This is a genomic window from Pseudomonas sp. 21LCFQ02, from assembly GCF_024129895.2.
Classification (GTDB): Bacteria; Pseudomonadota; Gammaproteobacteria; order Pseudomonadales; family Pseudomonadaceae; genus Aquipseudomonas.
In genome coordinates this window covers 1,188,148-1,214,299 of record NZ_CM178749.1, presented here as the reverse complement: position 1 = coordinate 1,214,299, position 26,152 = coordinate 1,188,148, and the positions used below count along the sequence as shown (strand labels likewise).

At 61.1% G+C, this 26,152-nt stretch carries 28 protein-coding genes and 1 pseudogene; 19 read left to right on the top strand and 10 right to left on the bottom strand.

Annotated features, from left to right (window positions below; genetic code table 11):
• Positions 1-38: 38 nt before the first annotated feature.
• Together NJC40_RS05750 and NJC40_RS05745 are read left to right on the top strand one after the other, a co-directional pair.
• Positions 39-254, top strand: a complete 216-nt coding sequence (locus NJC40_RS05750) for a dodecin (RefSeq protein WP_045485225.1) — start codon at positions 39-41, stop codon at positions 252-254.
• Positions 255-377: 123 nt separating this feature from the next.
• Positions 378-602: a DUF1161 domain-containing protein gene (locus NJC40_RS05745; RefSeq protein WP_253140985.1), complete on the top strand. Its 225-nt coding sequence runs from the start codon at positions 378-380 to the stop codon at positions 600-602.
• 98 nt (positions 603-700) lie between these two features.
• Here NJC40_RS05745 and NJC40_RS05740 read toward each other — a convergent pair whose 3' ends face one another.
• Positions 701-1,702, bottom strand: coding sequence for an LLM class flavin-dependent oxidoreductase (locus tag NJC40_RS05740; RefSeq protein ID WP_045485221.1), 1,002 nt, complete (start codon positions 1,700-1,702; stop codon positions 701-703).
• Positions 1,703-1,907: 205 nt separating this feature from the next.
• Here NJC40_RS05740 and NJC40_RS05735 point away from each other — a divergent pair, with 205 nt between their 5' ends.
• Both NJC40_RS05735 and NJC40_RS05730 read left to right on the top strand, forming a co-directional pair.
• A complete protein-coding gene (locus tag NJC40_RS05735; protein ID WP_253113817.1) occupies positions 1,908-2,339 on the top strand; it encodes an OsmC family protein in 432 nt (143 codons plus the stop codon).
• A gap of 113 nt (positions 2,340-2,452) precedes the next feature.
• Positions 2,453-2,686, top strand: a complete 234-nt coding sequence (locus NJC40_RS05730; protein ID WP_253140986.1) for a DUF1161 domain-containing protein — start codon at positions 2,453-2,455, stop codon at positions 2,684-2,686.
• On the opposite strand, the gene NJC40_RS05725 is transcribed toward NJC40_RS05730, so the two are convergent.
• Entirely contained in the window at positions 2,687-3,103 is a 417-nt protein-coding gene (locus NJC40_RS05725; RefSeq protein WP_045485215.1) for a PA0061/PA0062 family lipoprotein, read from the bottom strand.
• 89 nt (positions 3,104-3,192) lie between these two features.
• On the opposite strand from NJC40_RS05725, the gene NJC40_RS05720 reads away from it, so the two are divergent.
• Positions 3,193-4,275 (top strand): aminopeptidase, encoded by a 1,083-nt coding sequence (locus NJC40_RS05720; protein ID WP_253140987.1) that lies wholly within the window; start codon positions 3,193-3,195, stop codon positions 4,273-4,275.
• Between the two features lie 56 nt (positions 4,276-4,331).
• On the opposite strand, the gene NJC40_RS05715 is transcribed toward NJC40_RS05720, so the two are convergent.
• Both NJC40_RS05715 and NJC40_RS05710 read right to left on the bottom strand, forming a co-directional pair.
• A complete protein-coding gene (locus NJC40_RS05715; protein WP_045485211.1) occupies positions 4,332-4,988 on the bottom strand; it encodes an HAD family hydrolase in 657 nt (218 codons plus the stop codon).
• A 30-nt stretch (positions 4,989-5,018) separates the two neighbouring features.
• A complete protein-coding gene (locus NJC40_RS05710) occupies positions 5,019-5,564 on the bottom strand; it encodes a gamma carbonic anhydrase family protein (RefSeq protein WP_045485209.1) in 546 nt (181 codons plus the stop codon).
• A gap of 76 nt (positions 5,565-5,640) precedes the next feature.
• Between NJC40_RS05710 and prlC the strand changes: the two genes are divergently transcribed.
• On the top strand, positions 5,641-7,725 hold the full coding sequence (prlC, locus tag NJC40_RS05705) for an oligopeptidase A (RefSeq protein ID WP_162484346.1): 2,085 nt from the start codon (positions 5,641-5,643) through the stop codon (positions 7,723-7,725).
• Positions 7,722-8,006 (top strand): YheV family putative zinc ribbon protein, encoded by a 285-nt coding sequence (locus NJC40_RS05700; RefSeq protein ID WP_045485205.1) that lies wholly within the window; start codon positions 7,722-7,724, stop codon positions 8,004-8,006. The genes prlC and NJC40_RS05700 overlap by 4 nt, the downstream gene beginning before the upstream one ends.
• 49 nt (positions 8,007-8,055) lie before the next feature.
• Here NJC40_RS05700 and NJC40_RS05695 read toward each other — a convergent pair whose 3' ends face one another.
• Positions 8,056-8,316, bottom strand: coding sequence for a hypothetical protein (locus NJC40_RS05695; RefSeq protein ID WP_253140988.1), 261 nt, complete (start codon positions 8,314-8,316; stop codon positions 8,056-8,058).
• A 197-nt stretch (positions 8,317-8,513) separates the two neighbouring features.
• Here NJC40_RS05695 and NJC40_RS05690 point away from each other — a divergent pair, with 197 nt between their 5' ends.
• From NJC40_RS05690 to NJC40_RS05680, 3 genes are all read left to right on the top strand, one after another.
• Positions 8,514-9,572 (top strand): PA0069 family radical SAM protein, encoded by a 1,059-nt coding sequence (locus NJC40_RS05690; protein ID WP_253140989.1) that lies wholly within the window; start codon positions 8,514-8,516, stop codon positions 9,570-9,572.
• Between the two features lie 308 nt (positions 9,573-9,880).
• Positions 9,881-10,603: a carbonic anhydrase gene (locus tag NJC40_RS05685; RefSeq protein ID WP_045485199.1), complete on the top strand. Its 723-nt coding sequence runs from the start codon at positions 9,881-9,883 to the stop codon at positions 10,601-10,603.
• Between the two features lie 194 nt (positions 10,604-10,797).
• Complete coding sequence (locus NJC40_RS05680) at positions 10,798-12,348, top strand: SulP family inorganic anion transporter (protein WP_045485198.1); 1,551 nt, start codon at positions 10,798-10,800, stop codon at positions 12,346-12,348.
• A 4-nt stretch (positions 12,349-12,352) separates the two neighbouring features.
• Here NJC40_RS05680 and NJC40_RS05675 read toward each other — a convergent pair whose 3' ends face one another.
• On the bottom strand, positions 12,353-13,015 hold the full coding sequence (locus tag NJC40_RS05675) for a hypothetical protein (protein WP_045485196.1): 663 nt from the start codon (positions 13,013-13,015) through the stop codon (positions 12,353-12,355).
• Between the two features lie 455 nt (positions 13,016-13,470).
• Here NJC40_RS05675 and coxB point away from each other — a divergent pair, with 455 nt between their 5' ends.
• From coxB to NJC40_RS05655, 4 genes are all read left to right on the top strand, one after another.
• On the top strand, positions 13,471-14,595 hold the full coding sequence (gene coxB / locus NJC40_RS05670; RefSeq protein WP_253140990.1) for a cytochrome c oxidase subunit II: 1,125 nt from the start codon (positions 13,471-13,473) through the stop codon (positions 14,593-14,595).
• A 135-nt stretch (positions 14,596-14,730) separates the two neighbouring features.
• Entirely contained in the window at positions 14,731-16,254 is a 1,524-nt protein-coding gene (ctaD, locus tag NJC40_RS05665) for a cytochrome c oxidase subunit I (protein WP_253114206.1), read from the top strand.
• 56 nt (positions 16,255-16,310) lie between these two features.
• Entirely contained in the window at positions 16,311-16,808 is a 498-nt protein-coding gene (locus NJC40_RS05660; RefSeq protein ID WP_492180549.1) for a cytochrome c oxidase assembly protein, read from the top strand.
• 13 nt (positions 16,809-16,821) lie between these two features.
• Complete coding sequence (locus NJC40_RS05655; protein WP_253113858.1) at positions 16,822-17,709, top strand: cytochrome c oxidase subunit 3; 888 nt, start codon at positions 16,822-16,824, stop codon at positions 17,707-17,709.
• A gap of 70 nt (positions 17,710-17,779) precedes the next feature.
• On the opposite strand, the gene NJC40_RS05650 is transcribed toward NJC40_RS05655, so the two are convergent.
• Complete coding sequence (locus tag NJC40_RS05650) at positions 17,780-17,974, bottom strand: twin transmembrane helix small protein (RefSeq protein WP_253140991.1); 195 nt, start codon at positions 17,972-17,974, stop codon at positions 17,780-17,782.
• Between the two features lie 68 nt (positions 17,975-18,042).
• On the opposite strand from NJC40_RS05650, the gene NJC40_RS05645 reads away from it, so the two are divergent.
• From NJC40_RS05645 to NJC40_RS05630, 4 genes and pseudogenes are all read left to right on the top strand, one after another.
• Complete coding sequence (locus NJC40_RS05645; protein WP_253140992.1) at positions 18,043-18,753, top strand: SURF1 family protein; 711 nt, start codon at positions 18,043-18,045, stop codon at positions 18,751-18,753.
• Positions 18,750-19,283: a PA_0111/PP_0108 family redox-active disulfide protein gene (locus NJC40_RS05640; RefSeq protein WP_253140993.1), complete on the top strand. Its 534-nt coding sequence runs from the start codon at positions 18,750-18,752 to the stop codon at positions 19,281-19,283. Before NJC40_RS05645 ends, NJC40_RS05640 begins: the two co-directional genes overlap by 4 nt.
• 12 nt (positions 19,284-19,295) lie before the next feature.
• Positions 19,296-20,252: pseudogene (locus NJC40_RS05635) on the top strand (COX15/CtaA family protein); the annotation flags it as partial.
• A gap of 123 nt (positions 20,253-20,375) precedes the next feature.
• Entirely contained in the window at positions 20,376-21,005 is a 630-nt protein-coding gene (locus NJC40_RS05630; RefSeq protein WP_045485176.1) for an SCO family protein, read from the top strand.
• Between the two features lie 105 nt (positions 21,006-21,110).
• Here the strand turns inward: NJC40_RS05630 and NJC40_RS05625 are convergent, their stop codons facing one another.
• The 3 genes from NJC40_RS05625 to NJC40_RS05615 are packed head-to-tail and all read right to left on the bottom strand — an operon-like array spanning position 21,111 to position 23,620.
• The gene (locus NJC40_RS05625; protein ID WP_253140995.1) at positions 21,111-21,884 is read right to left on the bottom strand and encodes a MetQ/NlpA family ABC transporter substrate-binding protein; all 774 of its coding nucleotides are present in this window, start codon (positions 21,882-21,884) and stop codon (positions 21,111-21,113) included.
• 54 nt (positions 21,885-21,938) lie between these two features.
• A complete protein-coding gene (locus NJC40_RS05620; RefSeq protein WP_045485170.1) occupies positions 21,939-22,613 on the bottom strand; it encodes a methionine ABC transporter permease in 675 nt (224 codons plus the stop codon).
• Positions 22,613-23,620, bottom strand: coding sequence for a methionine ABC transporter ATP-binding protein (locus NJC40_RS05615; RefSeq protein ID WP_045485167.1), 1,008 nt, complete (start codon positions 23,618-23,620; stop codon positions 22,613-22,615). Before NJC40_RS05615 ends, NJC40_RS05620 begins: the two co-directional genes overlap by 1 nt.
• 311 nt (positions 23,621-23,931) lie before the next feature.
• On the opposite strand from NJC40_RS05615, the gene katE reads away from it, so the two are divergent.
• Positions 23,932-26,082 carry a catalase HPII gene (gene katE, locus NJC40_RS05610; protein WP_253140996.1) on the top strand — a complete coding sequence of 717 codons (2,151 nt, stop codon included), beginning with the start codon at positions 23,932-23,934 and terminating at the stop codon, positions 26,080-26,082.
• Positions 26,083-26,152: the final 70 nt, after the last annotated feature.

Below are 26,152 nucleotides of genomic sequence, written 5' to 3'. Positions count from 1 at the left end.
GCCTGCTACGCTCGTTATGACCATCAAGGAGAATTGCCATGAGCGACCATCGCACCTACAAGAAGATCGAGTTGATCGGCTCGTCTACCACCTCGATTGAAGACGCCATCAACAACGCCCTGGCCGAAGCCAGCAAAAGCCTGACCCATCTGGAGTGGTTCGAAGTGACCGAAACCCGCGGTCATATCGAGAACGGCAAGGTGGCGCACTTCCAGGTCACCATCAAAGTCGGCTTCCGGATTGCCAATAGCTGAAGCACGTCACATTTGAGTGAGTCGGCCACTGAACCTTCAGACTGGCTCACTGCCCTATTTTGCGCGACACCTTCTCAGCCCGTTCACGGGCACCTTTTTGCAGTCAAAAACGGAGATGTGCTCATGAAGCGACTCATGCTGGCGGTAGGTTTGTTGACTCTGGCAGGTACAGCCGCTGCGGCGGGTAAACCTTGTGAAGAACTAAAGTCGGAAATCGACGCCAAACTGCAGGCCAAAGGCGTTACGTCCTATAGCCTGGAAGTGGTTGAAAAAGGCAGCGCCGCCGACCAGCAGGTGGTCGGCAGCTGCGATGGCGGCACCAAGGAAATCGTCTACAAGCGTGGCTGAGGTGCCGGCTCAGAGGCGGGCTTTGTAGGAGCTGCTTTAGCAGCGAAGCTTTCGCGGATAAACGGATCGCCGCCCGGCCGCTCCTACGGGACCGCAGATCAGCCCTTGGCCACCTGCGCCAGGATCTCGAACGAGCGCAGACGGTCGGTGTGCTCGAACAGGTCGCATGTGAAGATCAGTTCATCGGCCTCGGTCTGTTCCAGCAGCACGTCCAGTTTGGCGCGGATCTTCTCCGGGCCGCCAATCACGGCCAGGCCCAGAAAGCTCATCACCGCTTCGCGCTCATGGGGCAGCCACAACCCGTCCATGTCCGGTACCGGTGGGCGTTGCACCAGGCTATGGCCGCGCATCAGTGCCAGAATGCGCCGGTACACCGAGGTCGCCAGGTACTCGGCCTGCTCATCGCTGTCAGCCGCCACCAGTGGCACACCCAGCATCACATAGGGTTTATCGAGCACTTCAGAAGGCTGGAAGTGGTTGCGATAGACGCGAATCGCCTCGTGCATGTAGCGCGGCGCGAAGTGTGAGGCGAAGGCATACGGCAGGCCGCGCATTCCGGCCAGTTGCGCGCTGAACAGGCTTGAACCGAGCAGCCAGATCGGCACCTCGGTGCCATAACCTGGCACTGCGATCACTTTTTGCTCAGGCGTACGCGGCCCCAGATACTTCACCAGTTCGGCAACATCATCCGGAAAATCATCGGCACTGCCCGAGCGCTCCCGACGCAGCGCACGCGCGGTCATCTGGTCCGAGCCCGGCGCCCGGCCCAGCCCCAGATCAATGCGGCCCGGATACAGGCTGGCCAGGGTGCCGAACTGCTCGGCGATCACCAGCGGTGCATGGTTGGGCAGCATCACCCCACCGGCCCCCACGCGAATCGTCGACGTACCGCCGGCCAGATAGCCGAGCAGCACCGAGGTGGCGGAGCTGGCAATGCCGTCCATGTTGTGGTGCTCGGCCACCCAGAAGCGGTTGAAACCGAGTTTCTCGACATGTCGGGCCAGGTCCAGCGAGCGGTGCAAGGCATCGGCCGGGCCTTTGTCTTCGCGCACGGGCACCAGGTCGAGGGTGGAAATCTTGATATCGGACAGGCGTTTCATAAGCCGCGCATGCTCCTTTGAGTGACGTGAGCGGACTCAAGGCCCGTAATAACTCAAGCAATGAGGGCCAAGCGATGGGTTTTCAATGGCAGCTGATGAAATTTCCTACCTTGGTAGTAGGAATTAGCTCTTTGAACTTCCCCTGTGGCCCAGCCTCAGAACTCTTGTTGCTGTACGAAAAATGACCCGTTCACAAGGAGAGACCATGTCCATCGTCAAGAAAGCATCTGCTCATTGGGAAGGCGACCTGAAAGAAGGGATTGGCCACATTTCCACGGAAACCGGCGTGTTGCGTGAAGCCCCGTATGGCTTCAAGGCACGTTTCGAGGGCGGCAAAGGCACTAACCCGGAAGAACTGATCGGCGCTGCGCATGCCGGCTGCTTCTCTATGGCTTTTTCGATGATTCTCGGCGACGCCGGGCTGAAGGCCAAAAGCATCGACACCCAGGCCGAAGTGACACTGGAGAAGCAGGAAGGTGGTTTTGCGATCACTGAAATCAACCTGATTCTCAAGGCGGACATCCCCGGTGCCACGGAAGATCAGTTCCGTGAATTGGCCACCAAGGCCAAGGAAGGTTGCCCGGTTTCCAAAGTGCTCAACGCATCGATCACTCTGCAGGCGACCCTGGTCAATTGATGAATACGGCAGTCTGGTATCACGCCAGACTGCCGTGGGCGAACTCGATGAGCGGTAGTCAGGTCCAACCAGTATCGGCACAGCAGTGTGTGCCTTGTACGAAGGGATCGACCATGAAACGTCTGCTCGCTGCTTTGACCTGCACCCTCCTGGCCACCGGCGCCATGGCCGCGCCGAAATCCTGTGACGAGCTCAAGGATGAAATCGAAGCGCGGATTCAGGCCAATAATGTCACCTCCTACACCCTGGAAATCGTCAACAATGACGAGGTTCATGACCCGAGTATGGTGGTCGGCAGTTGCGCCAATGGCACGCATAAAATCATCTATCAGAATAACGACCGCTAATTAGATGCAATGCATGTCCGAGTCGCGAGCAACCTCCTGCCGCTGCGCGTCATACAGCCGCGCTTCGATGTCATTGGCGAGCGAGCGTACTTGCAGGCGATAACGCTGCCCGGCCTTGAAACCATCGTAATCGACATGGATAAAACAGGTGATGTCGGTGTAGTCGTCACTGAACATGCCCATTGCCGCACCTGAGCGATACTCATAGTCGTAGCGCACCACCAGTTGGTGGCGGCCAGGCGTCACCTGGAAATAGCGCCCGTCGTAGGTGTTCTCACCGTCGAGCTTATCAGCCATCACCAGCCTGCCGGTCATGGTGTTGAGATCGACCCAGGCCAGGGCCGGATCATGGATTGGCAAGGGACCTGCACATCCGCTCAGGATGCCGAAGGCCAGAACAGGTAGTATGCGACGCATGACAGGCTCCAGATAGACGAGTGGCGATGATAGTGGCCGCGACTGTCGCTGTCCTCACCCTCTTCAGGATTGGTATTTCAGGGCGTCGTATGCCAGGACTTGATGTTTCGCGTCTTAGTTGTGGTCTGCTCATACTGTTGGCAACGCTGCTCGGCGGTTGTTCCAGTCTTTCCTACTACGGCCAGTTGGCGACCGGGCAATGGCAGTTATTGCAGGCCCGCGAGCCGGTGGCCGATGTAATCGCCGACCCAGGCCGCGACCCGGCATTGCGCAAGCATCTGGCCCTGGCCCAGCAGGCCCGGCGGTTTGCCAGCGAAACACTGCACCTGCCGGATAACCGCAGCTATCGGCTGTATGCCGACATTGGCCGACCGTTCGTGGTCTGGAATGTGTTTGCCACCGACGAATTTTCGCTGGACCCGTTGAGCCACTGCTTCCCGATTGCCGGTTGTGTGGCTTATCGCGGCTATTACAGCCTGGGCGGTGCGCGGGGAGAGGCGGCGCTGCAACGGCAGGCTGGCAAGGATGTGTTCGTGGCCGGTATCGAAGCCTATTCGACCCTGGGCTGGTTCAGTGATCCGATCCTTAACACCATGCTGGGCTGGGGTGACGAGCGTCTGGCAACGCTGATCTTCCATGAACTGGCCCATCAGCGTTTCTATGTCAAAGATGACACCGCATTCAACGAGTCATATGCCAGCTTCGTCGAGCAGGAAGGCACCCGCCAGTGGCGCGCTGCGCGTGGGTTAGCGGCTGTGCATGAGCGCCGCGCCGGTCAGCGCGAGGCGCTGACCCGGTTGGTGCTCGATACCCGCCAGCGCCTGCGTGCCTTGTATGCCCAGCCGCTGGGTCCTGCGCTGATGCGTGAGCGCAAGGCCGCCGAGTTCGAGCGGCTGCGCCAGGAATATCGTGCACTGCGCGATCAGCAATGGCCGGGCGACAAGCGCTTCGATGCCTGGATCAATGCGCCGCTGAACAACGCCAAACTGCTGCCCTTTGGCCTTTATGAGCAATGGGTGCCGGCTTTTGCCGCGTTGTTTGCGCAGGTCAACCGCGACTGGCCGGCCTTTTACGCGCGGGTCGAACAGCTGGGCAAACTGGCACCGACCGAACGCCAGGCCGCATTGCAAGCGCTGATGCCGATCGCCCCGGTAACCCCGATTACCCCGTAGGAGCGGCTTTAGCCGCGAAGGCTTCCCGGCTAAAGCGGATCGCCGCCCGGCGGCTCCTACGATTGGATCGCCATAAATCCCCGATGCAGTTCAGCCACGCTCGGGTAGTGATACTCCGGCGCTTCGGCCAGCAGTTCTTCGGCGCTGCCGAACCCATAACCCACTGCCGCGACCTGCAAGCCGTTGCGCCGTCCACCGATCAGGTCGTGTTTGCGGTCGCCGATCATCAGGGTCTGGGCCGGGTCGAGTCGCTCTTCGGCCAGCAGGTGGGCGATCAGTTCGACCTTGTCGGTGCGGGTGCCGTCCAGCTCGCTGCCGTAGATCACTTTGAAGTGCCGGGCAAAGTCGAAATGCCGGGCGATCTCCCGGGCGAATACCGACGGTTTGGAGGTGGCGACATACAAGGTGCGACCCTGACCGCTCAAGGTTTCCAGCAACTGCGGGATACCGTCGAACACCAGGTTCTCGTACAGCCCGGTGACCTTGAAGCGCTCACGGTAGAAATTCACCGCCTCCCAGGCCTTGGCCTCGTCCATGGCATAGGACTGCATGAACTGCTGCAACAGCGGTGGGCCGATGAAGTGTTCCAGCCGGGTGATGTCGGGTTCGTCGATGCCCAGCTTGCCCAGGGCAAACTGGATTGAGCGGGTGATGCCCAGACGCGGGTCGGTCAGGGTGCCGTCGAGGTCGAACAGGATGTTTTGTTGGTACATGGATGCTCGCGGGTCAATGGGGCCTGAAATTCAAAGCTGATCGAAGCCTTCAGCCAGATGCTGGTCCTTGAGCTTCACATAATTGCTGGCGCTGTAGGGAAAGAACGCGATCTCTTTCTCGGTCAAGGGGCGTACCTGTTTCACGGGTCTGCCGACATACAGAAAACCGCTTTCCAGCACCTTGCCTGGCGGCACCAGGCTGCCGGCGCCGATGATCACTTGGTCCTCGACCACCGCGCCATCCATGAGGGTGCTGCCCATGCCGATCAGGATTCGATTACCGATCCGGCAGCCATGCAACATGCATTTATGGCCGATGGTGACCTCATCACCGATCAACAGCGGGAAACCGTCGGGGTTGAAGGGGCCGGCGTGAGTGATGTGCAGCACGCTGCCGTCCTGCACGCTGGTGCGGCTGCCGATACGGATCCGGTGCATGTCGCCGCGCACCACGGTCAGCGGCCACACCGAACTGTCGGCACCGATCTGCACATCGCCGATCACCACTGCCGAACTGTCGACGAAGGCCCGCTCGCCGAGGGCCGGGGTGTGCTGCTGGAACTTGCGAATGGCCACGATAGCCTCCTTCTTTATTCGTGATAGAGCGGGAATCAAGGTTTCAGGGCTGCTTATGGCGTCGATTGTAATTAAGATGGCCGAGTGTTTCTTCCAGCCAAGGTGCAAAACCGTGAGCGCGAACAACCCTCTTCTGCAACCGTACGACCTGCCTCCTTTCTCGGCGATCCGTGCCGAGCACGTAAAACCGGCCATTGACCAGATTCTGGCCGACAACCGCGCGGCCATTGCGAGCATTCTTGCCCAACAGGGCGAGCAGCCGGACTGGGCCGGGCTGATCCTGGCGCTGGATGAAGTCAATGATCGGCTGGGCGCGGCCTGGAGCCCGGTCAGCCACCTCAATGCAGTGTGCAACAGCGCCGAGCTGCGTGAAGCCTATGAGTCGTGCCTGCCCGCGCTGAGCGCCTATTCCACCGAGATGGGCCAGAACCGTACGCTGTTCCAGGCCTATGAGGCCCTGGCGGCCAGCCCGGCGGCGGCCGGTTTCGATGTTGCCCAGAAGACCATTGTTGAACATGCGTTGCGCGACTTCCGTTTGTCGGGCATCGATCTGCCGCCCGAGCAGCAGAAGCGCTACGCCGAGGTGCAGAGCAAGCTGTCGGAGCTGGGCAGCCAGTTCTCCAACCAGTTGCTCGACGCGACCCAGGCCTGGACCAAACTGGTCACTGACGAGGCAGCGCTCGATGGCCTGACCGAATCGGCCAAGCAGCAGATGGCTGCCGCCGCGCAGGCCAAGGATCTGCAAGGCTGGCTGATCACTCTGGAATTCCCTAGCTATTACGCGGTGATGACCTACGCCAACGACCGGGCGCTGCGCCAGGAGCTGTACACCGCCTACTGCACCCGCGCCTCGGATCAAGGCCCGAACGCCGGGCAGAATGACAACGGCCCGGTGATGGAGCAGATCCTCGATCTGCGCCAGGAACTGGCCGCGCTGCTGGGGTTTGCCAACTTTGCCGAACTGAGCCTGGCGACCAAGATGGCCGAGTCCAGCGATCAGGTGCTGAGCTTCCTGCGTGACCTGGCGGTGCGCAGCAAGCCGTTCGCCGCCCAGGACCTGCAACAGCTCAAGGCCTTCGCTGCCGAGCAGGGTTGCCCGGACCTGCAAAGCTGGGACACCGGTTACTACGGTGAAAAACTCCGTGAGCAGCGCTACAGCGTGTCGCAGGAAACCGTGCGCGCCTGGTTCCCGATCGACAAGGTGCTGGGCGGCCTGTTCAGCATCGTGCAGCGCTTGTACGGCATCGAAATCAACGAGCTGAGCGGCTTCGACACTTGGCATCCGGATGTGCGCCTGTTCGAAATCAAGGAAAACGGCCAGCACGTCGGGCGCTTCTTCTTCGACCTCTACGCCCGTGCCAACAAGCGCGGCGGTGCCTGGATGGATGGCGCCCGTGACCGTCGGCGCACTGCTGGCGGCCAGTTGCAGAGCCCGGTGGCCAACCTGGTGTGCAACTTTACCCCGGCCTCGCCCGGCAAGCCGGCGCTGCTGACCCACGATGAAGTCACCACGCTGTTCCACGAGTTTGGTCACGGCCTGCATCACCTGCTGACCCGCATCGAGCATGCCGGTGTGTCGGGCATCAACGGTGTGGCCTGGGACGCGGTGGAGCTGCCGAGCCAGTTCATGGAGAACTGGTGCTGGGAGCCTGAAGGGCTGGCGCTGATCTCCGGTCACTATGAAACCGGCGAGCCGCTGCCGCAGGACCTGCTGGAAAAAATGCTCGCGGCGAAGAATTTCCAGTCCGGGCTGATGATGGTCCGTCAGCTGGAGTTCTCGTTGTTCGACTTCGAGCTGCACGCCACCCATGGCGACGGCCGTAGCGTGCTGCAGGTTATTGAAGGGGTGCGTGACGAAGTCTCGGTGATGCGTCCGCCCGCCTACAACCGCTTTGCCAACGGCTTTGCGCATATCTTTGCCGGCGGCTACGCGGCTGGTTACTACAGCTACAAATGGGCTGAAGTGCTGTCGGCCGATGCGTTCTCGAAGTTTGAAGAAGACGGCGTGCTCAATGCCGAGACCGGCCGGGCTTTCCGCGAGGCGATTCTGGCCCGCGGCGGCTCCCAGGCACCGATGGTGCTGTTCGTCGATTTCCGCGGACGCGAGCCATCAATTGACGCACTCTTGCGCCATTGCGGCCTGAGTGAGGAAGCGGCATGAGCGATGGCCCCGTGGTCACTCCAAAACGCTTTATCGCCGGGGCGGTGTGCCCGGCGTGCAGCGAGCCCGACAAGCTCAAGATGTGGAGCGAAGACGGGGTTCCGCACCGTGAGTGCGTGAACTGCGGCTACAGCGACACCCTCAACGAGCAGGGCCTGTCGGTGCCCAAAGAGCTGGGCACCCGGGTCAACCGGGTCGAAGTCAAACCGGCCAACCCCAAGGTGCAGGGCGTGCAGTTCTTCCCTAATCCGAAGCTCAAGAAGCCGGTTGATCCGGGCTGATATCGCTGAACGGTTCCGTAGCCTGCAACCAGGCTCCGGAACCGTTGCCTCAGTAGCCCCTGCACTTCAGAAAGGCTCTGGCCAGGTCGTAAAGAACCTCGTCTGGCGGCATGTCGTAATCATCCTGGGAGCCATTCAAGTCTTCATCCCAGGCAGGCTTTTCAAATTCGTCCTCGCCGTCCGGCGATAAAACACGCGCCACGCTGACCGGTTCTGCCTCGGCGTCTTCGAAAAACTCGATCTGAATTTCAATGGCCCTGCCCCTTTGGACGGTGTAGGCAGTCAGGTGTATTTCGTAATTAGTGGCCATCATCCACCTCGCATCAATAAAGGATTGCGATGACTCGGGAACCGAGCAATAGCTGCCGGAGCACGGTAGCCCTCGTTTCAGGCCGGGTCTACTGACAGAAATGACAGCGAATCTGGCAGCCAGTGTTCTTGCCGACGGTTATGGCATCAGGCCGATATTGTTGTACTGTATATAAAAACAGTATCTGGGCAGCCCGCATGACTCTGACACCGGCAATCCGTGGCCGCGGCACGGCCAGTAATCCGCACAACCGGTTCGCGCCTCAGCGTTCGGTGGCCGAAGACGACGGCTGGTATCAGGAGGCGCCGCTGACTCAGGGCACTGAGGTGATCCATGAAACCGCCAAGAGCATCATTACCCGCAATACCTCGCCGGATATCCCTTTCGACCGCTCGATCAATCCTTATCGCGGCTGCGAGCATGGCTGCATCTATTGTTTCGCCCGGCCCAGCCATGCCTATTGGGACATGTCGCCGGGGCTGGATTTTGAAACGAAGCTGATCGCCAAGACCAATGCTGCGGCGCTGCTGGAGCAGCAGTTGTGCAAACCCGGTTATCGCTGTGCACCCATCAACCTGGGGGCCAACACCGATCCTTATCAGCCCATCGAGCGCGAGTACAAACTGACCCGCGCAACGCTCGAGGTGCTGCTGCGTTATCGGCATCCGGTGACCATCGTGACCAAGGGTTCGCTGATCTTGCGCGACCTCGACCTGCTCAGTGAGCTGGCCCGTCAGCGTCTGGTATCAGTGATGATCAGCCTTACCACTCAGGATGATGAACTCAAGCGCATTCTCGAGCCGCGCGCGGCGGCACCGGCGGCGCGTTTGCGGGCGATCCGGGTGTTGCGTGAGGCCGGCGTGCCGGTGGGCGTGTTGTGCGCGCCGATGATCCCGATGATCAACGACAGCGAGCTGGAAACCCTGATGCAGCAAGCCAGGGACGCCGGCGCGCTGAGTGCCAGCTACATCATGCTGCGTCTGCCGCTGGAGGTGGCGCCACTGTTCGAAGAGTGGCTGGCCAGCCATTACCCGCAACGCGCAGCGCATGTCATGAGCCTGATCCGCCAGAGCCGTAACGGTGCCAACAATGACAGCCGGTTCGGTTCGCGGATGCGCGGCGAAGGCCAGTTTGCCGAGCTGCTGTCAAAGCGCTACGCCCTCGCTGCCCGGCGTCTGGGGCTCAACGGGCGGGAAAGTTTTGCGCTGGACTGTGACTCTTTCTGCCCACCCGGTGGTCAGATGTCATTGCTATAGGTCAATAAAAAGATGGCACAAGGCTATTGACAAATTGTGTTTCATTAATGTTGCTTTAAGTTTCATTTAAGCTTTGATGGTTAGTCTGCAGCCCGGAGTGTCCCTTTGGCAGCGTGCAACGGAGCTGCGCGCATGAATCGAGCCGGGGGACTACTGCGCTATCCGAATGAAGCATGAAATCCACTTCAGGGTGCCTCTAAAAACGTAGGCGAGGCAGGCAACGCAGCGATGGCGCGCGTAGCGCCGTAGGCGCCCAGCCAGCAGGTAGTTTTTAGAGATGTCCTTCAATCCGCCAGAGAGGATGAGACATGAGTGACAAGGACAAACAACCGTCGGCCCCTTCCCAACCGGATGTGGAAACTGCCGAACAGGCCTTGCAACACATCGTGGATGGCTTCGTGCAATTTCGTCATGAGGTCTTCCCCCAGCAGGAAGAGTTGTTCAAGAAACTGGCCAATGCCCAACGGCCACGCGCCATGTTCATTACCTGCGCCGACTCGCGCATCGTGCCTGAACTGATTACCCAGAGCTCGCCAGGCGACCTGTTCGTGACCCGTAACGTCGGCAACGTGGTGCCGCCCTACGGTCAGATGAACGGTGGCGTATCGACTGCCATCGAATACGCGGTCATGGCCCTGGGCGTACAACACATCATCATCTGTGGTCACTCCGACTGCGGCGCCATGCGTGCGGTGCTCAACCCGCACACGCTCGACAAGATGCCGACGGTCAAAGCCTGGCTGCGTCATGCCGAGGTGGCCCGCACGGTGGTTGAAGACAACTGCTCGTGCGGCGCCGAGCACGAGAGCATGGGCGTGCTGACCCAGGAAAACGTCATCGCCCAGTTGCAGCACCTGCGTACCCACCCTTCGGTTGCGTCCAAACTGGCCAGTGGTCAGTTGTCGATTCACGGCTGGGTGTACAGCATCGAAACCAGCGAAATTCTCGCCTATGACTCTGTGCTGGACCGCTTCCGCCCGCTTGACGGCGAAGCTCCGGTGCCGACAGCGACGCCCAAGGCGCGCTTCTAAGAGAGGCTTGCGATTGGCCGTCGTCTGACGGCCGACCGCTCAAGGCCTGACTTGCCACCGCGCCACGGCGCGGCGGACTTACCTTTCCTGCCCATGGTGGCGGCTGCGTTGTGAACGCGCCGTCAGGCATTGCCGTGTCTGAATGAATCGGTCGCGGTGGAACAATCACGTCTGTAGAAAATCGGAGAGTTGTCATGGATGCCACAGCCGCTAAAGGTACTTCATCGATCCAGTCTGTCTTGCCACGGGAGCTATTGGCTTCCGTGGTGGTGTTTCTCGTTGCCTTGCCGCTGTGCATGGGTATTGCCATCGCCTCGGGCATGCCCCCGGCCAAAGGCCTGATCACCGGTATCATCGGTGGTCTGGTGGTCGGCTTTCTGGCCGGCTCACCGCTGCAGGTCAGTGGCCCGGCGGCCGGGCTTGCGGTGCTGGTATTCGAGCTGGTGCGCACGCATGGCATGGCCATGCTCGGTCCGATCCTGCTGCTGGCCGGTCTGCTGCAACTACTGGCCGGGCGCTTCAAGCTCGGTTGCTGGTTCCGCGTCACGGCACCAGCAGTGGTGTACGGCATGCTGGCCGGTATTGGTGTGTTGATCGTGCTATCGCAGATTCACGTGATGTTCGACAGCGGGCCCAAGCCTTCCGGGCTGGATAACCTGATCGGCTTCCCGACCACCCTGATGCAGGCCATTGGTCCTGGCAGCGGCATGCAGGCCGGCCTGCTCGGGCTGGGCACCATTGCGGTGATGTACGGCTGGGAAAAACTGCGTCCGCAATCGCTGCGCTTCGTACCCGGCGCGCTGCTCGGGGTCGGTATTGCCACGGCGGTCAGCCTGTACCTGGCGCTTGAGGTCAAGCGGGTTCAGGTGCCAGCGGATCTGACTGAAGCCATCGACTGGCTGCGGGTCGAAGACCTGGTCAATCTGGCTAACCCGTCAGTGCTGATTGCCGCCTTTGCCGTCGCCTTCATTGCCAGTGCCGAAACCTTGCTGTCCGCTGCGGCGGTGGACCGCATGCATAACGGTGTGCGCTCGGACTTCGACAAGGAGCTCAGCGCTCAGGGGGTGGGCAATATGCTCTGCGGCCTGGTCGGTGCCTTGCCGATGACCGGAGTGATCGTGCGCAGTTCGGCCAACGTGCAGGCCGGTGCCACCACCCGCATGTCGACGATCTTCCATGGCCTGTGGCTGCTGGCGTTTGTCTTGCTGCTGTCGAGCGTGCTGCAGAGCATTCCGGTGGCGAGCCTGGCAGGCGTGCTGGTGTATACCGGCCTGAAGCTGGTAGACATGAAGGCGTTCCGTGGTCTGGGTCGTTATGGGCGGATGCCGATGTTCACTTATGCAGCCACGGCTGCGGCCATTATCTTCACTGACCTGTTGACCGGTGTGCTGGTCGGTTTCGCCCTGACCCTGGTCAAACTGGCCTTCAAGGCCGCGCGTCTGAAAATCAGCCTGGTGCCGCTCGATGGTGAGCAGGAACTGGAGTTGCGTCTGGTGGGTGCGGCAACCTTTCTCAAGGTGCCTGCGCTGACTCAAGTGTTGGGAAGTATCCCGCAGGGCAGCACGGTCCATGTGCCGCTGGGAAATCTGAACTACATCGATCACTCCTGCCTGGAGCTGCTCGAAGAGTGGGGCCGGGCCAATGCTGCCCAAGGGACGCGGTTGATCATAGAGCCGCGTGGTTTGAAGCGTCGCCTGGAAGGGCGAGTGCGCACCAATACCGGCGTCGGTGCCAGTACCGCCTGACTGATCAGTGCAGGGCGTTGGTCTGCAAGCCTTCCAGCTCCAGGACAACGCCCAGTTGCAGTGACAGGCACGGCCAGCGTTGCCAGGCCGCTTCGGTACCCGGACTGGCGAGCCGCTCGCGATAGGCCTGTACCGACTTCTGGGCAAAGCTTTCCTCATTAAGCATTTCACGCACCGCATGGTGCACCGCTTCATCCAGCTGGTTGGCGAAGTTCTCGCCAATCAGTTGGTGGGCGATGACATTGGCCACTGTCGAGTCGGACGGGATCAACGGTCGGCCCAGGTAGCGGATATACAGATCGTTGACTTCCTCGACCAGCCGGTGCGCCAGGTAGGCCTCGTCCAGCAGGCTGTCCAGGCCTTCATGGCCGTTCATGATGGCCGGCGGGCTGGTAAAGAACTGCGATGCAATACGCAACACCGGTTTGATCTGCTCTTCTATTCCGGCTTCCTGCGCCACGCTGTGGGCGGCATCCAGCAAGTCCGGCACATGTTCTATGTACGCCGAGATGAAATTTTTCAATACCGTGTGGGCATCGCCCTTGTCCAGAGCGATGGCGGGGTGAAGGCTGGGCAGTTGTTGTTCAAGTTGATGCAGCAGATGGCCTGTATCGGCTTCGTGTTGTTGGGCACGCTTAATCTGCTCACGCAATGCAGCAGTGTTCATTCATTCTCCTGAAGGCCTGGGACACTAATTTACTGTTTATAAAACGAGTAAAGAAAAAACGTTTCCGCATTGATCTTCGCTGCCTGCAAATGCTGGATTGAACGAAGTTTGACGAATTTTCCTACGCGTCAGGGATGACATACATTAGCGCGATTAAATTGGGATCCAAGATCGTTTTCGCATAAGAAATGGTTTTTTATATGGCTGAACGGTCAAAAAAAAGACCGGCCAGTCATCCAGACCTTTCTGACCACCCGCATCGTGGCTGCAACGGCGTGTCTATACTGCTGTTCAGGAAGCAGGTTGATGGTCCCAGGTGCTGTGCAGACGGCTGCATAAAGCGGCTGTAACGCTTGGTTTACAAGCCCTGAGCGACCCGAGTCCGTAGTCCGCTAGCCGCTCCCCGGCCGCAGGTATCTGTCTGCGCAGTTGTATGTGCCATGAGGGAAACCCCAATGACGTGTCATCCCCGGATGTGGATGGCCCTTTTGTGGTGGGCGACCAGCGGTCAGGTTTTTGCGGCATGGACCACCAATATGGCGCCCGGTGTCACGGGCGTCAGCCAGGCGGTCTACCAGCTGCACATGACCATCTTCTGGATCTGCGTGGTGATCGGCGTCGTGGTATTCGGCGCCATCGGCTGGAGTGTGTTCGCCTATCGCCGCTCACGTGGCCGCCAGGCCGCAGACTTTCATGAGAACACCCGGGTCGAGATCCTCTGGACCGTAGTGCCGCTGCTGATTCTGGTGGTGATGGCGATTCCGGCGACCCGCACGCTGATCGACATGTATGACGCCAGCGAGTCGCAGGTCGATATCCAGATCACCGGTTATCAGTGGAAGTGGCATTACAAATACCTGGGCCAGGACGTCGAGTTCTTCAGCAACCTGAACACCTCCGCTGAGCAGATCAACAACCGCGACGCCAAGAACCCGCATTACCTGCTGGAAGTCGATCAGCCGCTGGTCTTGCCGGTGGGGCAGAAGGTGCGCTTTCTGGTTACCGGCGCCGATGTCATTCACTCTTGGTGGGTGCCGGCCTTTGCCGTCAAGCGTGATGCCATTCCCGGCTTCATTCACGAAGCCTGGACGCGCATCGACAAGCCCGGCATCTATCGCGGCCAATGCACCGAGCTGTGCGGCAAGGACCACGGCTTCATGCCCGTGGTGGTCGACGCCCGGCCCCAGGCCGAGTTCCAGAGTTGGCTTGCCGAGCGCAAGCAGGAAAGCCTGCGGGTCAAGGCGCTGACCGACAAACAGTGGACCCGTGAGGAGCTGATCCAGAAAGGCGATGAGGTCTATCACAAGGTCTGCGTAGCCTGTCATCAGGCTGAGGGCCAGGGATTGCCGCCGGCGTTCCCGGCCCTCAAGGGCTCGAAAATTGCCACTGGGCCGATGGCTGAGCACCTGAATATTGTCTTCAACGGCAAACCGGGCACCGCCATGGCCGCGTTCGGCAAGCAACTGTCGGAAGTGGATATTGCCGCAGTAGTGACGTACGAGCGCAATGCCTGGGGCAATGCCCAGGGCGACATGCTGACCCCTAAAGAGGTGCTGGCCTTCAAGCAGGCCAGCCAATGATGCCACGCACCGTAGGAGCCGCCGGGCGGCGATCCGCTTTAGCGGCGAACGCTTCGCAGCTAAAGCTGCTCCTACAGGAGAGAAGCTTTGAGCACTGTACTTGACGGCTACAGCCACGGCCCGGCCAAGGGCTTGATGCGCTGGCTGCTGACCACCAACCACAAGGACATCGGCACCCTGTACCTGTGGTTCAGTTTCAGCATGTTCCTGCTTGGTGGCACCTTTGCCATGGTCATCCGCGCCGAGCTGTTCCAGCCGGGCCTGCAGATCGTCCAGCCGGGGTTCTTCAACCAGATGACCACCATGCACGGTCTGGTCATGGTCTTTGGCGCAGTGATGCCGGCTTTTGTCGGGCTGGCCAACTGGATGATCCCGCTGATGATCGGCGCGCCGGACATGGCCTTGCCACGGCTCAACAACTTCAGCTTCTGGCTGTTGCCGGCTGCATTTCTGTTGCTGGTCTCGACCCTGTTCAGCCCCGGTGGCGGTCCCAATTTCGGCTGGACCTTCTACGCGCCGCTGTCGACCACCTACGCGCCGCCGAGCGTGACGTTCTTCATTTTTGCCATCCACCTGATGGGCATCAGTTCGATCATGGGCGCGATCAACGTCATCGCCACAATCCTCAACCTGCGCGCGCCGGGCATGACCCTGATGAAGATGCCGCTGTTCGTCTGGACCTGGCTGATCACGGCCTTTTTGCTGATTGCCGTCATGCCGGTGCTGGCCGGTTGCGTGACCATGATGCTGCTGGACATCCACTTCGGCACCAGCTTCTTCAATGCCGCTGGCGGTGGCGACCCGGTGCTGTTCCAGCATGTGTTCTGGTTTTTCGGTCATCCGGAGGTGTACATCATGATCCTGCCGGCCTTCGGCGCGATCAGCTCGATCATCCCGGCGTTTTCGCGCAAGCCGTTGTTCGGCTATACCTCCATGGTCTACGCCACAGCCTCAATCGCGCTGCTGTCGTTTCTGGTCTGGGCGCATCACATGTTTGTTGTGGGGATGCCGCTGATGGGGGAATTGTTCTTCATGTACGCCACCATGCTGATAGCCGTGCCCACCGGGGTGAAGGTGTTCAATTGGGTCAGCACCATGTGGCAGGGCTCACTGACTTTCGAGACGCCCATGCTGTTTGCCGTGGCCTTTGTGATTCTGTTCACCATCGGCGGCTTTTCAGGCCTGATGCTGGCCATCGCCCCGGCGGATTTTCAGTATCAGGACACCTATTTCGTGGTCGCGCACTTTCATTACGTGCTGGTGCCGGGGGCGATTTTTGGCATCTTTGCCTCGGCTTATTACTGGCTGCCCAAGTGGACCGGGCATATGTACGACGAAACCCTGGGCAAGCTGCATTTCTGGATGTCCTTCGTGGGCATGAACCTGGCGTTCTTCCCCATGCATTTCGTCGGCCTGGCCGGTATGCCGCGCCGGGTGCCGGACTACAACCTGCAATTTGCCAACTTCAACATGATCTCTTCGATAGGGGCCTTTACCTTCGGGGTGACCCAGTTGCTGTTTCTGTTCATCGTCATCAAGACCATCCGTGGCGGCACCCCTGCCCCGGCCAAACCCTGGGATGGTGCAGAAGGCCTGGAATGGAGCGTGCCGTCCCCGGCGCCCTATCACACCTTCAGCAGCCCGCCGGTGATCAAGTGAACACGGTCCGCTCTTCGCGTCGTCTGGTGCGCCGCCTGCTGGTGCTGGTGGTGGTCATGTTCGGCTTTGGTTTTGCCCTGGTGCCGTTTTACGAATTGATGTGCCAGGCCTTCGGCCTCAATGGCAAGACCGGCGGTCCGTATCGTGGCGAGCAAGTGGTCGATGACCAGCGTCTGGTGCGGGTGCTGTTCGTTTCCAGCAATGCGGCGGGGATGAACTGGGCGTTTTATCCCAAAGCCAGTGAGTTGCGCGTTCATCCGGGCGCGGTCAACGAAATGATCTTCGTCGCCAGCAACCCCGACAGCAGGCCCATGACCGCCCAGGCAGTGCCCAGCGTTGCACCGGGGCGGGCGGCGGCCTGGTTTCACAAGACCGAGTGCTTTTGTTTTACCCAGCAGGTGTTGCAGCCGGGTGAGCGCATCGAAATGCCGGTGCGCTTCATCATCGACCGTGACCTGCCCGGCGAGGTGCAGCAGTTGACCCTGGCCTACACGCTGTTCGACATCACCGCCCGCCAGCCGCCGGTGGCGCGTGTCGGCAAGGATGGCGGCTGAGCGGGAGGCATCAATGAGCGACCCACAGCACTATTACGTCCCGCCCCAGAGCAAGTGGCCGATCATTGCCACGCTGGCGCTGCTGATCAGCATGTACGGCCTGGGTAGCTGGATCAACGACCACAAGGCCGGCCAGCCCGACGGCCCTGGGCCGTGGATCTTGCTGGTCGGCGCCCTGCTGATCGGCTGGATGATGTACGGCTGGTTCGGTGCGGTCGTGCGCGAAAGCCGCGCCGGCCTGTATAGCGCTCAGCTGGACCGGTCGTTTCGCTGGGGGATGGGCTGGTTCATCTTTTCCGAGGTGATGTTCTTCGCCGCCTTCTTCGGCATGCTGTTTTATATCCGCTACTGGTCCGGCCCATGGCTGGGGGGCGAAGGGGCCAATGGCATTTCCAACATGCTCTGGCCCAACTTCCATTACCAGTGGCCGATGCTCGACACCCCCGACCCGAAACGCTACCCGGCGCCCGCGGGGGTCATTAACCCGTGGCAATTGCCGCTGCTCAATACCGTGCTGCTGGTCAGTTCCAGCGTGACCCTGACCCTGGCGCATCACGCCCTTAAACGCGATGCCCGGCGGCCTTTGAAGCTCTGGCTGGCGGCAACCCTGATGCTGGGCGGCGCTTTTTTGTTGTTCCAGGCACTGGAGTACCTGCATGCCTACCATGAGCTGGGCCTGACCCTGGGCTCGGGCATCTACGGCGCGACGTTCTTTCTGCTTACCGGCTTTCATGGTGCCCACGTGACCATTGGCACCCTGATTCTGCTGGTGATGCTGCTGCGCATTGTGCGCGGGCACTTCGACAGCCAGCGCCAGTTCGGCTTCGAGGCGGCCAGTTGGTACTGGCATTTTGTGGATGTGGTGTGGATCGGTCTGTTTGTCTTCGTCTACGTCCTGTAGGAGCAGCTTTAGCGGCGAAGCCTTGGCGGCCAACGCCGAGCGCCGCCTGCTGTTCCTGCACGGTCAGTCGTTAGCCGGTGCCGATCTGGCCGCTATAAAAGCCCCAGGTGATCAGCGCCACGCTCAGTACCGCGAGTATTACCCGCAGGGTCAGGGCGCTGAGCAAGCGGGTCGAGGGTTGTTGGTCGCGGGTCAGAAACACCAGGCCGCAGAACAGGCTGACCAGCATCGCGGCCAGTGACACGACAATCGCAACTTTGAGCATCGCCACTCCAGGAGCAATCACATGCAATGGAGTATAGGAGCCGGTCCGCGGCTCCATGGGGGTAGCGGATGAGGCGCTTCGTTGCGCAGCCACTGCCGACCCTGGCGTTGATGCTGCTGCTGCCGTTGCTGATTGGCCTGGGGCTGTGGCAACTGCAGCGTGCCGAGCAAAAGACTGGCTTGCTGGCGGCTCACCAACGCCAGCAAGGCATGCCACCCGCGCCGTTGCAGGCGGTGATGCAGGCAACCGACCCCGCTTGGCGCCGGGTAGCGCTGCACGGCCGGTTCGATGCCGGGCACAGCCTGTTGCTGGACAACAGCAGTCGCGATGGCCGGGCTGGCGTGGAGTTGCTTCAGCCATTTCTGGACGAGGGCAGTGGCCTGTGGGTATTGCTCAATCGTGGCTGGCTGCCCTGGCCGGATCGACGCATCGCGCCGGCCTACAGCACCCCGCCAATGCCTCTGAGTCTGCAGGCCTGGGTCTATGTGCCGCTGGGGCGGGGCTTTCAATTGCAGGCCGATGCGCCGAATGCAGACTGGCCACGGCTGGTGACGCAGGTCGACGGGCAGCGGCTATGGAATGAACTGGGCCGCGCCGGCTACCCCCATGAGCTGCGCCTGCTGCCGGGCATGGCGGCGTATCGGGCCGACTGGCCTGTGGTCAATCAGGCGCCGGCCAGCCACCGCGGCTATGCCGTGCAGTGGTTCAGCCTGGCCGCTGCGCTGGTCGGTTTGTACCTGTACCTGTGCTGCACGGTTGCCGCCCGGAGGCGGCCATGAACGCCCGTCAGCGGGGGCGCTGGCAGTTGCTGTTGCTGCTGGCTGGCTTCCTGCTGCCGATGCTGCTTGCCACTGGCATGTATCGTTGGCAGTTCTGGCTGCCGGACAGTCGTACCTACCACGGGCAATTGCTCGGCACTGGCCAGTTGCGTGCCGATCTGGGCGTGCAGGCCTCTGAGACGCGCTGGCAACTGCTGGTCACCACTCCTGGCGCATGTGCAGAGGATTGTCGGCAACTGGTTTACCTGGCCCGGCAGATCCATACCGGGCTGGGCCGCGAGGCCGGACGCGCCAGCCATGCGCTGGCCATGGGCGCCGGACCCGCAGAGGGGTTTGAGGATTACCCGCAGCTACGTCTTTTGCCCTTGAACCTACAGCGGTATCGCGCGCTGGCTCCGTCTGACGGGCGGCCTCGCCTCTGGATTGTCGACCCCCACGGCAATCTGGTGCTGCGCTACGACGCCGGGGTGCGTGGCCAGGATGTTCTGCGCGACCTGCGGCACCTGCTGAAACTGTCGAATATCGGCTGACTGGAGGCTGTCATGGCTGACCGCGGATTTCACCTGGCGCTGTTTGCGACGTTACTGGCCCTGCTGGTGTTGTTGCTGGGCGCCTGGACCCGCTTGACTCATGCCGGGCTTGGCTGCCCGGACTGGCCGGGTTGTTATGGATTTGCCACGGTGCCGTCCGGGGCGCTGCAACAGGCACTGGCGCAAAGCCGTTTCCCTCAGACCGTACTGGAGGCCGATAAAGGCTGGTACGAAATGATCCATCGCTACGGCGCCGCCCTGCTCGGCCTGAGCATCGGCCTGCTGATGCTGCAGGCGTGGGCGCGTGGGCAAGGCTTGCGTTTGCCGCTGCTATTGCTGGGGCTGGTGATTGCCCAGGCGTTGCTGGGTATGTGGACCGTGACCCTCAGGCTGTGGCCGCCAGTGGTGACCCTGCATTTGCTCGGTGCCGTGGCGATTCTGGGCCTGCTGTTGGTGCTGACCCTGCGCTTGAGCGGCGTCGCTGCGCCGGTTATCCGGAGCAGCGGTTTATTGCGCGGCCTGGCACTGTTGGCGCTGATGCTGGCGGTGCTGCAGATAGGTCTTGGCGGCTGGGTCAGCACTCATTATGCCGCCCACGTCTGCCCCGACCTGCCGACCTGTCAGGGCCAATGGTGGCCGCCAAACGACTTTGCCGCAGGCTTTGACCTCAGCCTGCCAGTGGGGCCGAACTATCTGGGCGGTATGCTGGACGGTGAGGCTCGTACTGCGATTCATCTCGCTCATCGATTGGGCGCGCTGTTGCTTGGCCTGGTAGTGCTGGGCCTGGCCTGGCGGCTTGTGCGGGCGGGGTTGAGCGGGCTGGGGGCGGTGTTGCTGCTGCTGTTGCTGGCGCAACTGGGACTCGGTATGGGCAATGTGCTGCTGCAATTTCCGGTGTGGCTGGCCCTGGCCCACAGCGCCGGCGGCGCATTACTGATGCTGTGGCTGACGCTGGTCAACTACCGTCTGTGGCAGGCCGCTGGTGACTGATGAAGGTTGTGCCTGAGCGGCGCATGGGTCTAGGCTTGGCGTTTTCGTCCTGCTGTGCATGCTTCGGGCAGGCCGGACAGTGCAATCAATGGACCATCGACCATGACCCGAACCCAGAAAACCGTCTTCATCTCTGTTGCCATCGTGGCCGTGATTCTCGGCCTGATCGTACAGCGCGTGCTGTCCGGTCATGGGGGTGCCGATCAGGCGGCACTGGTTGACGCCGGGATCATCATGTTGCCGCAAAGCCGCCCGGTGCCGGCGCTGAAAATGACTGACCAGCACGGCGAGCCGGTGTCGATCGACCAGCTTAAAGACAAGTGGACCCTGGTGTTTTTTGGCTACACCTATTGCCCGGATATCTGCCCCGCCACGCTGGCGCAACTGCGCCAGATCAAGGCCGGCTTGACCGAAGAGCAGGCTGGCCGCCTGCGCGTAGTGTTGGTCAGTGTCGACCCCGAGCGTGATACCCCTGAGCAACTCAGGCAGTACCTGGAGTATTTCGACAAGAGCTTTATCGGCCTGCGCGCCTCGGTGGCGGACCTCAAGACCCTGTCCAGCGCCATGAGTATTCCGTTCATCCCGGCTGACACCAGTAAACCGGGCTACACCGTCGACCACAGCGGCAACCTCGCCCTGCTCGGCCCGGATGGCCGCCAGCGCGGCTTTATCCGTGCCCCGCTGAACGTCAAGAAGCTGAGTGAGCAACTGCCGGTGCTGCTCAAACCGTAGGAGCGAGCTTGCTCGCGAAGGCTATTTTCCAGGCGCAGTATTGGTGCTGGCCGTTCAATTGCTTTCGCGACCAAGGTCGCTCCTACAGGGGGTATGAGGCGTTTATCAGAACGCTGGAACCACAGCGCCTTTGTACTTCTCGGCAATGAATGCCTTCACTTCAGGGCTGGTCAGGGCAGCGGCCAGCTTCTGCAGTGCCTGGGAGTCCTTGTTGTCCGGACGTGCCACCAGCAGGTTGGCGTAAGGCGATTCAGCGCCTTCGATCACCAGCGCATCCTTGGTCGGGTCCAGTTTGGCGCCCAGCGCGTAGTTGGTGTTGATCAGTGCCAGATCGACCTGGGTCAGCACGCGAGGCAGGGTTGCTGCTTCCAGCTCACGGAACTTCAGGTTTTTCGGGTTAGTGGCCACGTCTTTCGGAGTCGCCAGGATGCTGCTCGGGTCTTTCAGGGTGATCAGACCGGCCTTGGCCAGCAGCAGGAAGGCACGACCTTCGTTGGTGGCATCGTTCGGCAGGGCTACCGTGGCGCCGTTGGGCAGGTCTTCAAGCTTCTTGAACTTCTCGGAGTAGGCACCGAACGGCTCAACGTGGATCTTGACTACGCTGACCAGGTTGGTGCCCTTGCCCTTGTTGAACTCATCCAGATACGGCTGGTGCTGGAAGAAGTTGGCGTCCAGACGCTTCTCGGCGACTTGCACGTTAGGCTGGATATAGTCGGTGAACACCTTGATCTTCAGGTCCACGCCTTCTTTGGCCAGCGTCGGTTTGACGAACTCCAGCAACTCGGCTTGCGGAACGGCCGTGGCGGCGATGCTCAGGGTTTCGGCAGCCTGGGCCGACAGTGCGGTCATGGCGGCGAATGCGACGACTAGTTTTTTCATGCAACAACTCCTTTTAACGGCCCGCGTCCGGCGGGCCACAGCCAACGGATGCAATTAACGGTGTGAAAAAAACGCGACCAGCCTGTCGCCGACGGTTTGCAGGATCTGCACCAGCACCAGCAGCAAGACCACCGTGACAAACATCACATCATTCTGGAAGCGCTGGTAACCATAGCGGATCGCCAGGTCGCCGAGGCCGCCGGCGCCCACTGCACCGGCCATGGCGGTGAACGACACCAAGGCAATGGCGGTGACGGTGATCGCCGCGATGATGCCGGGACGGGCCTCGGGCAGCAGCGCGTTGAGGATGATCTGGCGGGTGGTGGCGCCCATCGCCTGGGTGGCTTCGATGATGCCTTTGTCGACCTCGCGCAGCGCGGTTTCCACCAGCCGGGCAAAGAACGGTGTGGCCCCGGCGATCAGCGGCGGCAGGGTGCCGAGGATCCCCAGCGAGGTGCCGGTGATGATCTGGGTCAGCGGCATCATCACGATCAGCAGGATGATGAACGGCAAGGCGCGCAGCATGTTCACGATCAGCCCGACCGTGGCGTACAGCGGCTTGTTCTCCAGCAACTGGCGCGGCGAGGTGAGAAACATCAGCACGCCCAGCGGCAGGCCGAACAGCACAGTAAAGGCCAGGGACACGCCGAGCATGATCAGGGTATCGCCGCTGGCGACCCAGATCTCGTACCAGTCGACGTTGGAAAACAGTTCAAGGAAAGCGTCCATCAGCGCAGGACCTCCATATGGACATCAGCGGCGCTGAAGCGGGCGAAGGCGGCGTCCACGTCGCCGCCGGTGATGGCCAGGGTCAACTGGCCGTAAGGGATATCCTTGATGCGGTCGATACGCCCGGCCAGGATGCTGTAGTCGACCCCGGTTTCGCGGGCGACGGTGCCCAGCAGTGGCGCGTAGGTGGCTTCACCTTGAAACGTCAGGCGCACGATGCGGCCCTGGACATGGGCGAAGTCTTCGCGCTGCTCGTTCTCGTCGAGTTGCTCGTCTTCCTGGACGAAGCGCCGGGTGGTCGGATGCTGCGGGTGCAGGAACACGTCGGCGACCCTGCCCTGCTCGACAATCACCCCGGCGTCCATCACCGCGACCTGGTCACAGACCCGGCGGATCACATCCATCTCGTGGGTGATCAGCACGATGGTCAGTTTCAGCTCGCGATTGATCTCGGCCAGCAGTTGCAGAACCTGAGCGGTGGTCTGTGGGTCGAGGGCACTGGTGGCTTCGTCACACAGCAGGATTTTGGGCCGGGTTGCCAGGGCGCGGGCGATACCGACGCGCTGCTTCTGGCCACCGGATAACTGCGATGGGTATTTCTGCGCATGGGCGCTCAGGCCGACCCGCTCCAGCAGCTCGGCAACGCGCTGGTCGATCTGCTCGCGGGACATAGTGCCGGCCAGGCTCAGCGGCATGCCGACGTTGTCGGCCACGGTCTTGGACGACAGCAGGTTGAAGTGCTGGAAGATCATCCCGACCTGCTGGCGAAAGCGCCGCAGATCGTGGGTGTCCAGTGCAGTCACGTCTTCACCGTCGACCAGAATACGGCCGCCGGTGGGATTTTCCAGACGATTGATCAGGCGCAGCAAGGTGCTTTTGCCGGCACCGGAATGGCCGATCAGGCCGTAGACCTGGCCTGCTTCGATGCGCAGGCTGGTGGGGTGCAGGGCGGGGATGTCCTTGCCGGCGACGCGGTAGGTTTTCTGGACGTCAAGAAACTCGATCACTAACCGAACCTTTTGGGGCGAACCTTTATGGCGAACCTTGTGGGAGCGCGTTGAAAGTCAGCGCAGTGGCAGGGCGCACACTGGCCTGGCGAGCCGGGCTGGATAAGCCGGGCGCGCATTTTAGCCTGTCTATGCCGAGCTGCTTAGCATTTATTTGTCGGCCAGGCTGCGCAATGGCTATAACGCGACCGGCGGGGATATTGCCGGTGAAATTCTCTGAACGTCGCTTTATAGCCTCGGTCACTCCTTCAATACCGTGATGTTCATTCAACAGGCCCGGCAGGGCCGGAACTGACGAGGAGTAGTACCTGATGGCCAAGAAGACAGACGTGCCTGCCACCCCGGCCGCTAAAAGCGAGCTGGCCGGCACCGATACCCTGGACCGCGGCAACAGCAATGCCAAACTCGATGCGCTGGAGGCCTTTCGCTCGGATGCCACCGGCCAGGCGTTGCGTACCAACCAGGGGGTGAAGATCGCTGACAACCAGAACAGCCTCAAGGCCGGCAAGCGCGGGCCGACGCTGCTCGAAGATTTCATCATGCGCGAGAAAATCACGCATTTTGACCATGAGCGTATCCCGGAGCGCATTGTCCACGCCCGTGGCACCGCCGCTCACGGTTACTTCCAGAGTTACGATGACCACGCCACGCTGTCGAAGGCCGGTTTTCTGCGCGACCCCGGCAAGAAGACCCCGGTGTTCGTGCGCTTCTCTACCGTACAGGGGCCACGCGGTTCCGGTGATACGGTGCGCGATGTACGCGGCTTTGCCGTGAAGTTCTATACCGATGAAGGCAACTTCGATCTGGTCGGCAACAACGTGCCGGTGTTTTTCATTCAGGATGCGATCAAGTTTCCGGACTTCGTGCATGCGGTCAAACCCGAGCCGCATAACGAGATTCCTACCGGCGGCTCGGCCCATGACACGTTCTGGGACTTTGTTTCTCTGGTGCCGGAGACCAGCCATGCGGTGATCTGGGCGATGTCCGACCGGGCCATCCCGAAAAGCCTGCGCACCATCCAGGGCTTTGGCGTGCACACCTTTCGCCTGATCAACACCGAAGGCAAGGCCAGCTTCGTCAAATTTCACTGGAAGCCCAAGTACGGCGTGTGCTCGCTGGTCTGGGACGAAGCGCAGAAGCTGGCCGGTAAAGACACCGACTTCCACCGCCGTGACCTCTGGGAGTCGATTGAAGCGGGCGACTACCCGGAGTGGGAGTTGGGCGTGCAGATCGTGGCTGAAGACGACGAGCACAACTTCGACTTCGACCTGCTCGACCCGACCAAGATCATTCCCGAAGAGTTGGTGCCGGTCACGCCGCTGGGCAAGATGGTGCTGGACCGTAACCCGGACAATTTCTTTGCCGAGACCGAGCAGGTCGCCTTCTGCCCTGGGCATATCGTGCCGGGCATCGACTTTTCCAATGACCCGCTGCTGCAGGGCCGGTTGTTCTCCTACACCGATACCCAGATCAGCCGCCTGGGCGGGCCGAACTTCCACGAGATCCCGATCAACCGCCCGGTTGCGCCGAACCACAACAACCAGCGTGATGCCCAGCATCGCACCACCCTCGACAAGGGCCGCGCCTCCTATCAGCCCAACTCGATTGACGGTGAGTGGCCACGCGAGACCCCGGCCGGTCCAGAGAATGGCGGGTTCGAGAGCTATCAGGAACGCATCGAGGCGCACAAGGTGCGTGAGCGCAGCGAGTCGTTCAGCGACCACTTCTCCCAGGCCACGCTGTTTTTCAACAGCATGAGCGAGCACGAGAAAGAACACATCATTGCGGCCTACAGCTTTGAGCTGGGCAAGGTCGAGCGGGTGTTTATCCGGGAGCGGGTGCTCAATGAAATTCTCGCCAATATCGACCTGACCCTGGCTGCTCGGGTAGCGAAAAACCTCGGTTTGCCTGCCCCCAAGACTCGTACTGCACAGGAGTACCAGCAGGCCATCAAAGAGTCCCCGGCGCTGAGCCAGGTCAACCTGCTGTCAGGTGATATCGCTTCGCGCAAGGTTGCGGTGCTGGTGGCCGATGGCGTCAATGGCAAGGATGTCGAAAAGCTCAAGGCTGCGCTGAGCGCCCGCGGCGCGCATACCAAGGTGCTGGGGCCGACCTCTGCGCCGGTGACTACCGCCGATGGCAAGACCCTGCAAGTCGACGCTTCGGCTGAAGGTCTGCCGTCAGTGGCGTTCGATGCGGTGTTCGTGCCGGGCGGTGCGGACTCGGTCAAGGCATTGAGCACGGACGGCGTTGCCCTGCACTTCATCCTCGAAGCCTACAAGCACCTCAAGGCCATTGCCGTCGCTGGCGAGGCCAAGATGCTGCTGAGCCAGTTGCGGCTGGATGAAGATGCCGGGTTGCTGGAAGTGTCGGACAGCTCGTCCACCGAGGCGTTCTTTGACGCGATTGCCCAGCACCGGGTCTGGGCGCGTGAGCCGAAAGCCAAGGCGGTACCGGCTTGATTGAGACCTGTCTGTAGAGCTAATGCCGATCAGTTAAGCGATAAGTGGCTCTGGCTCGGTATTCGTGGGA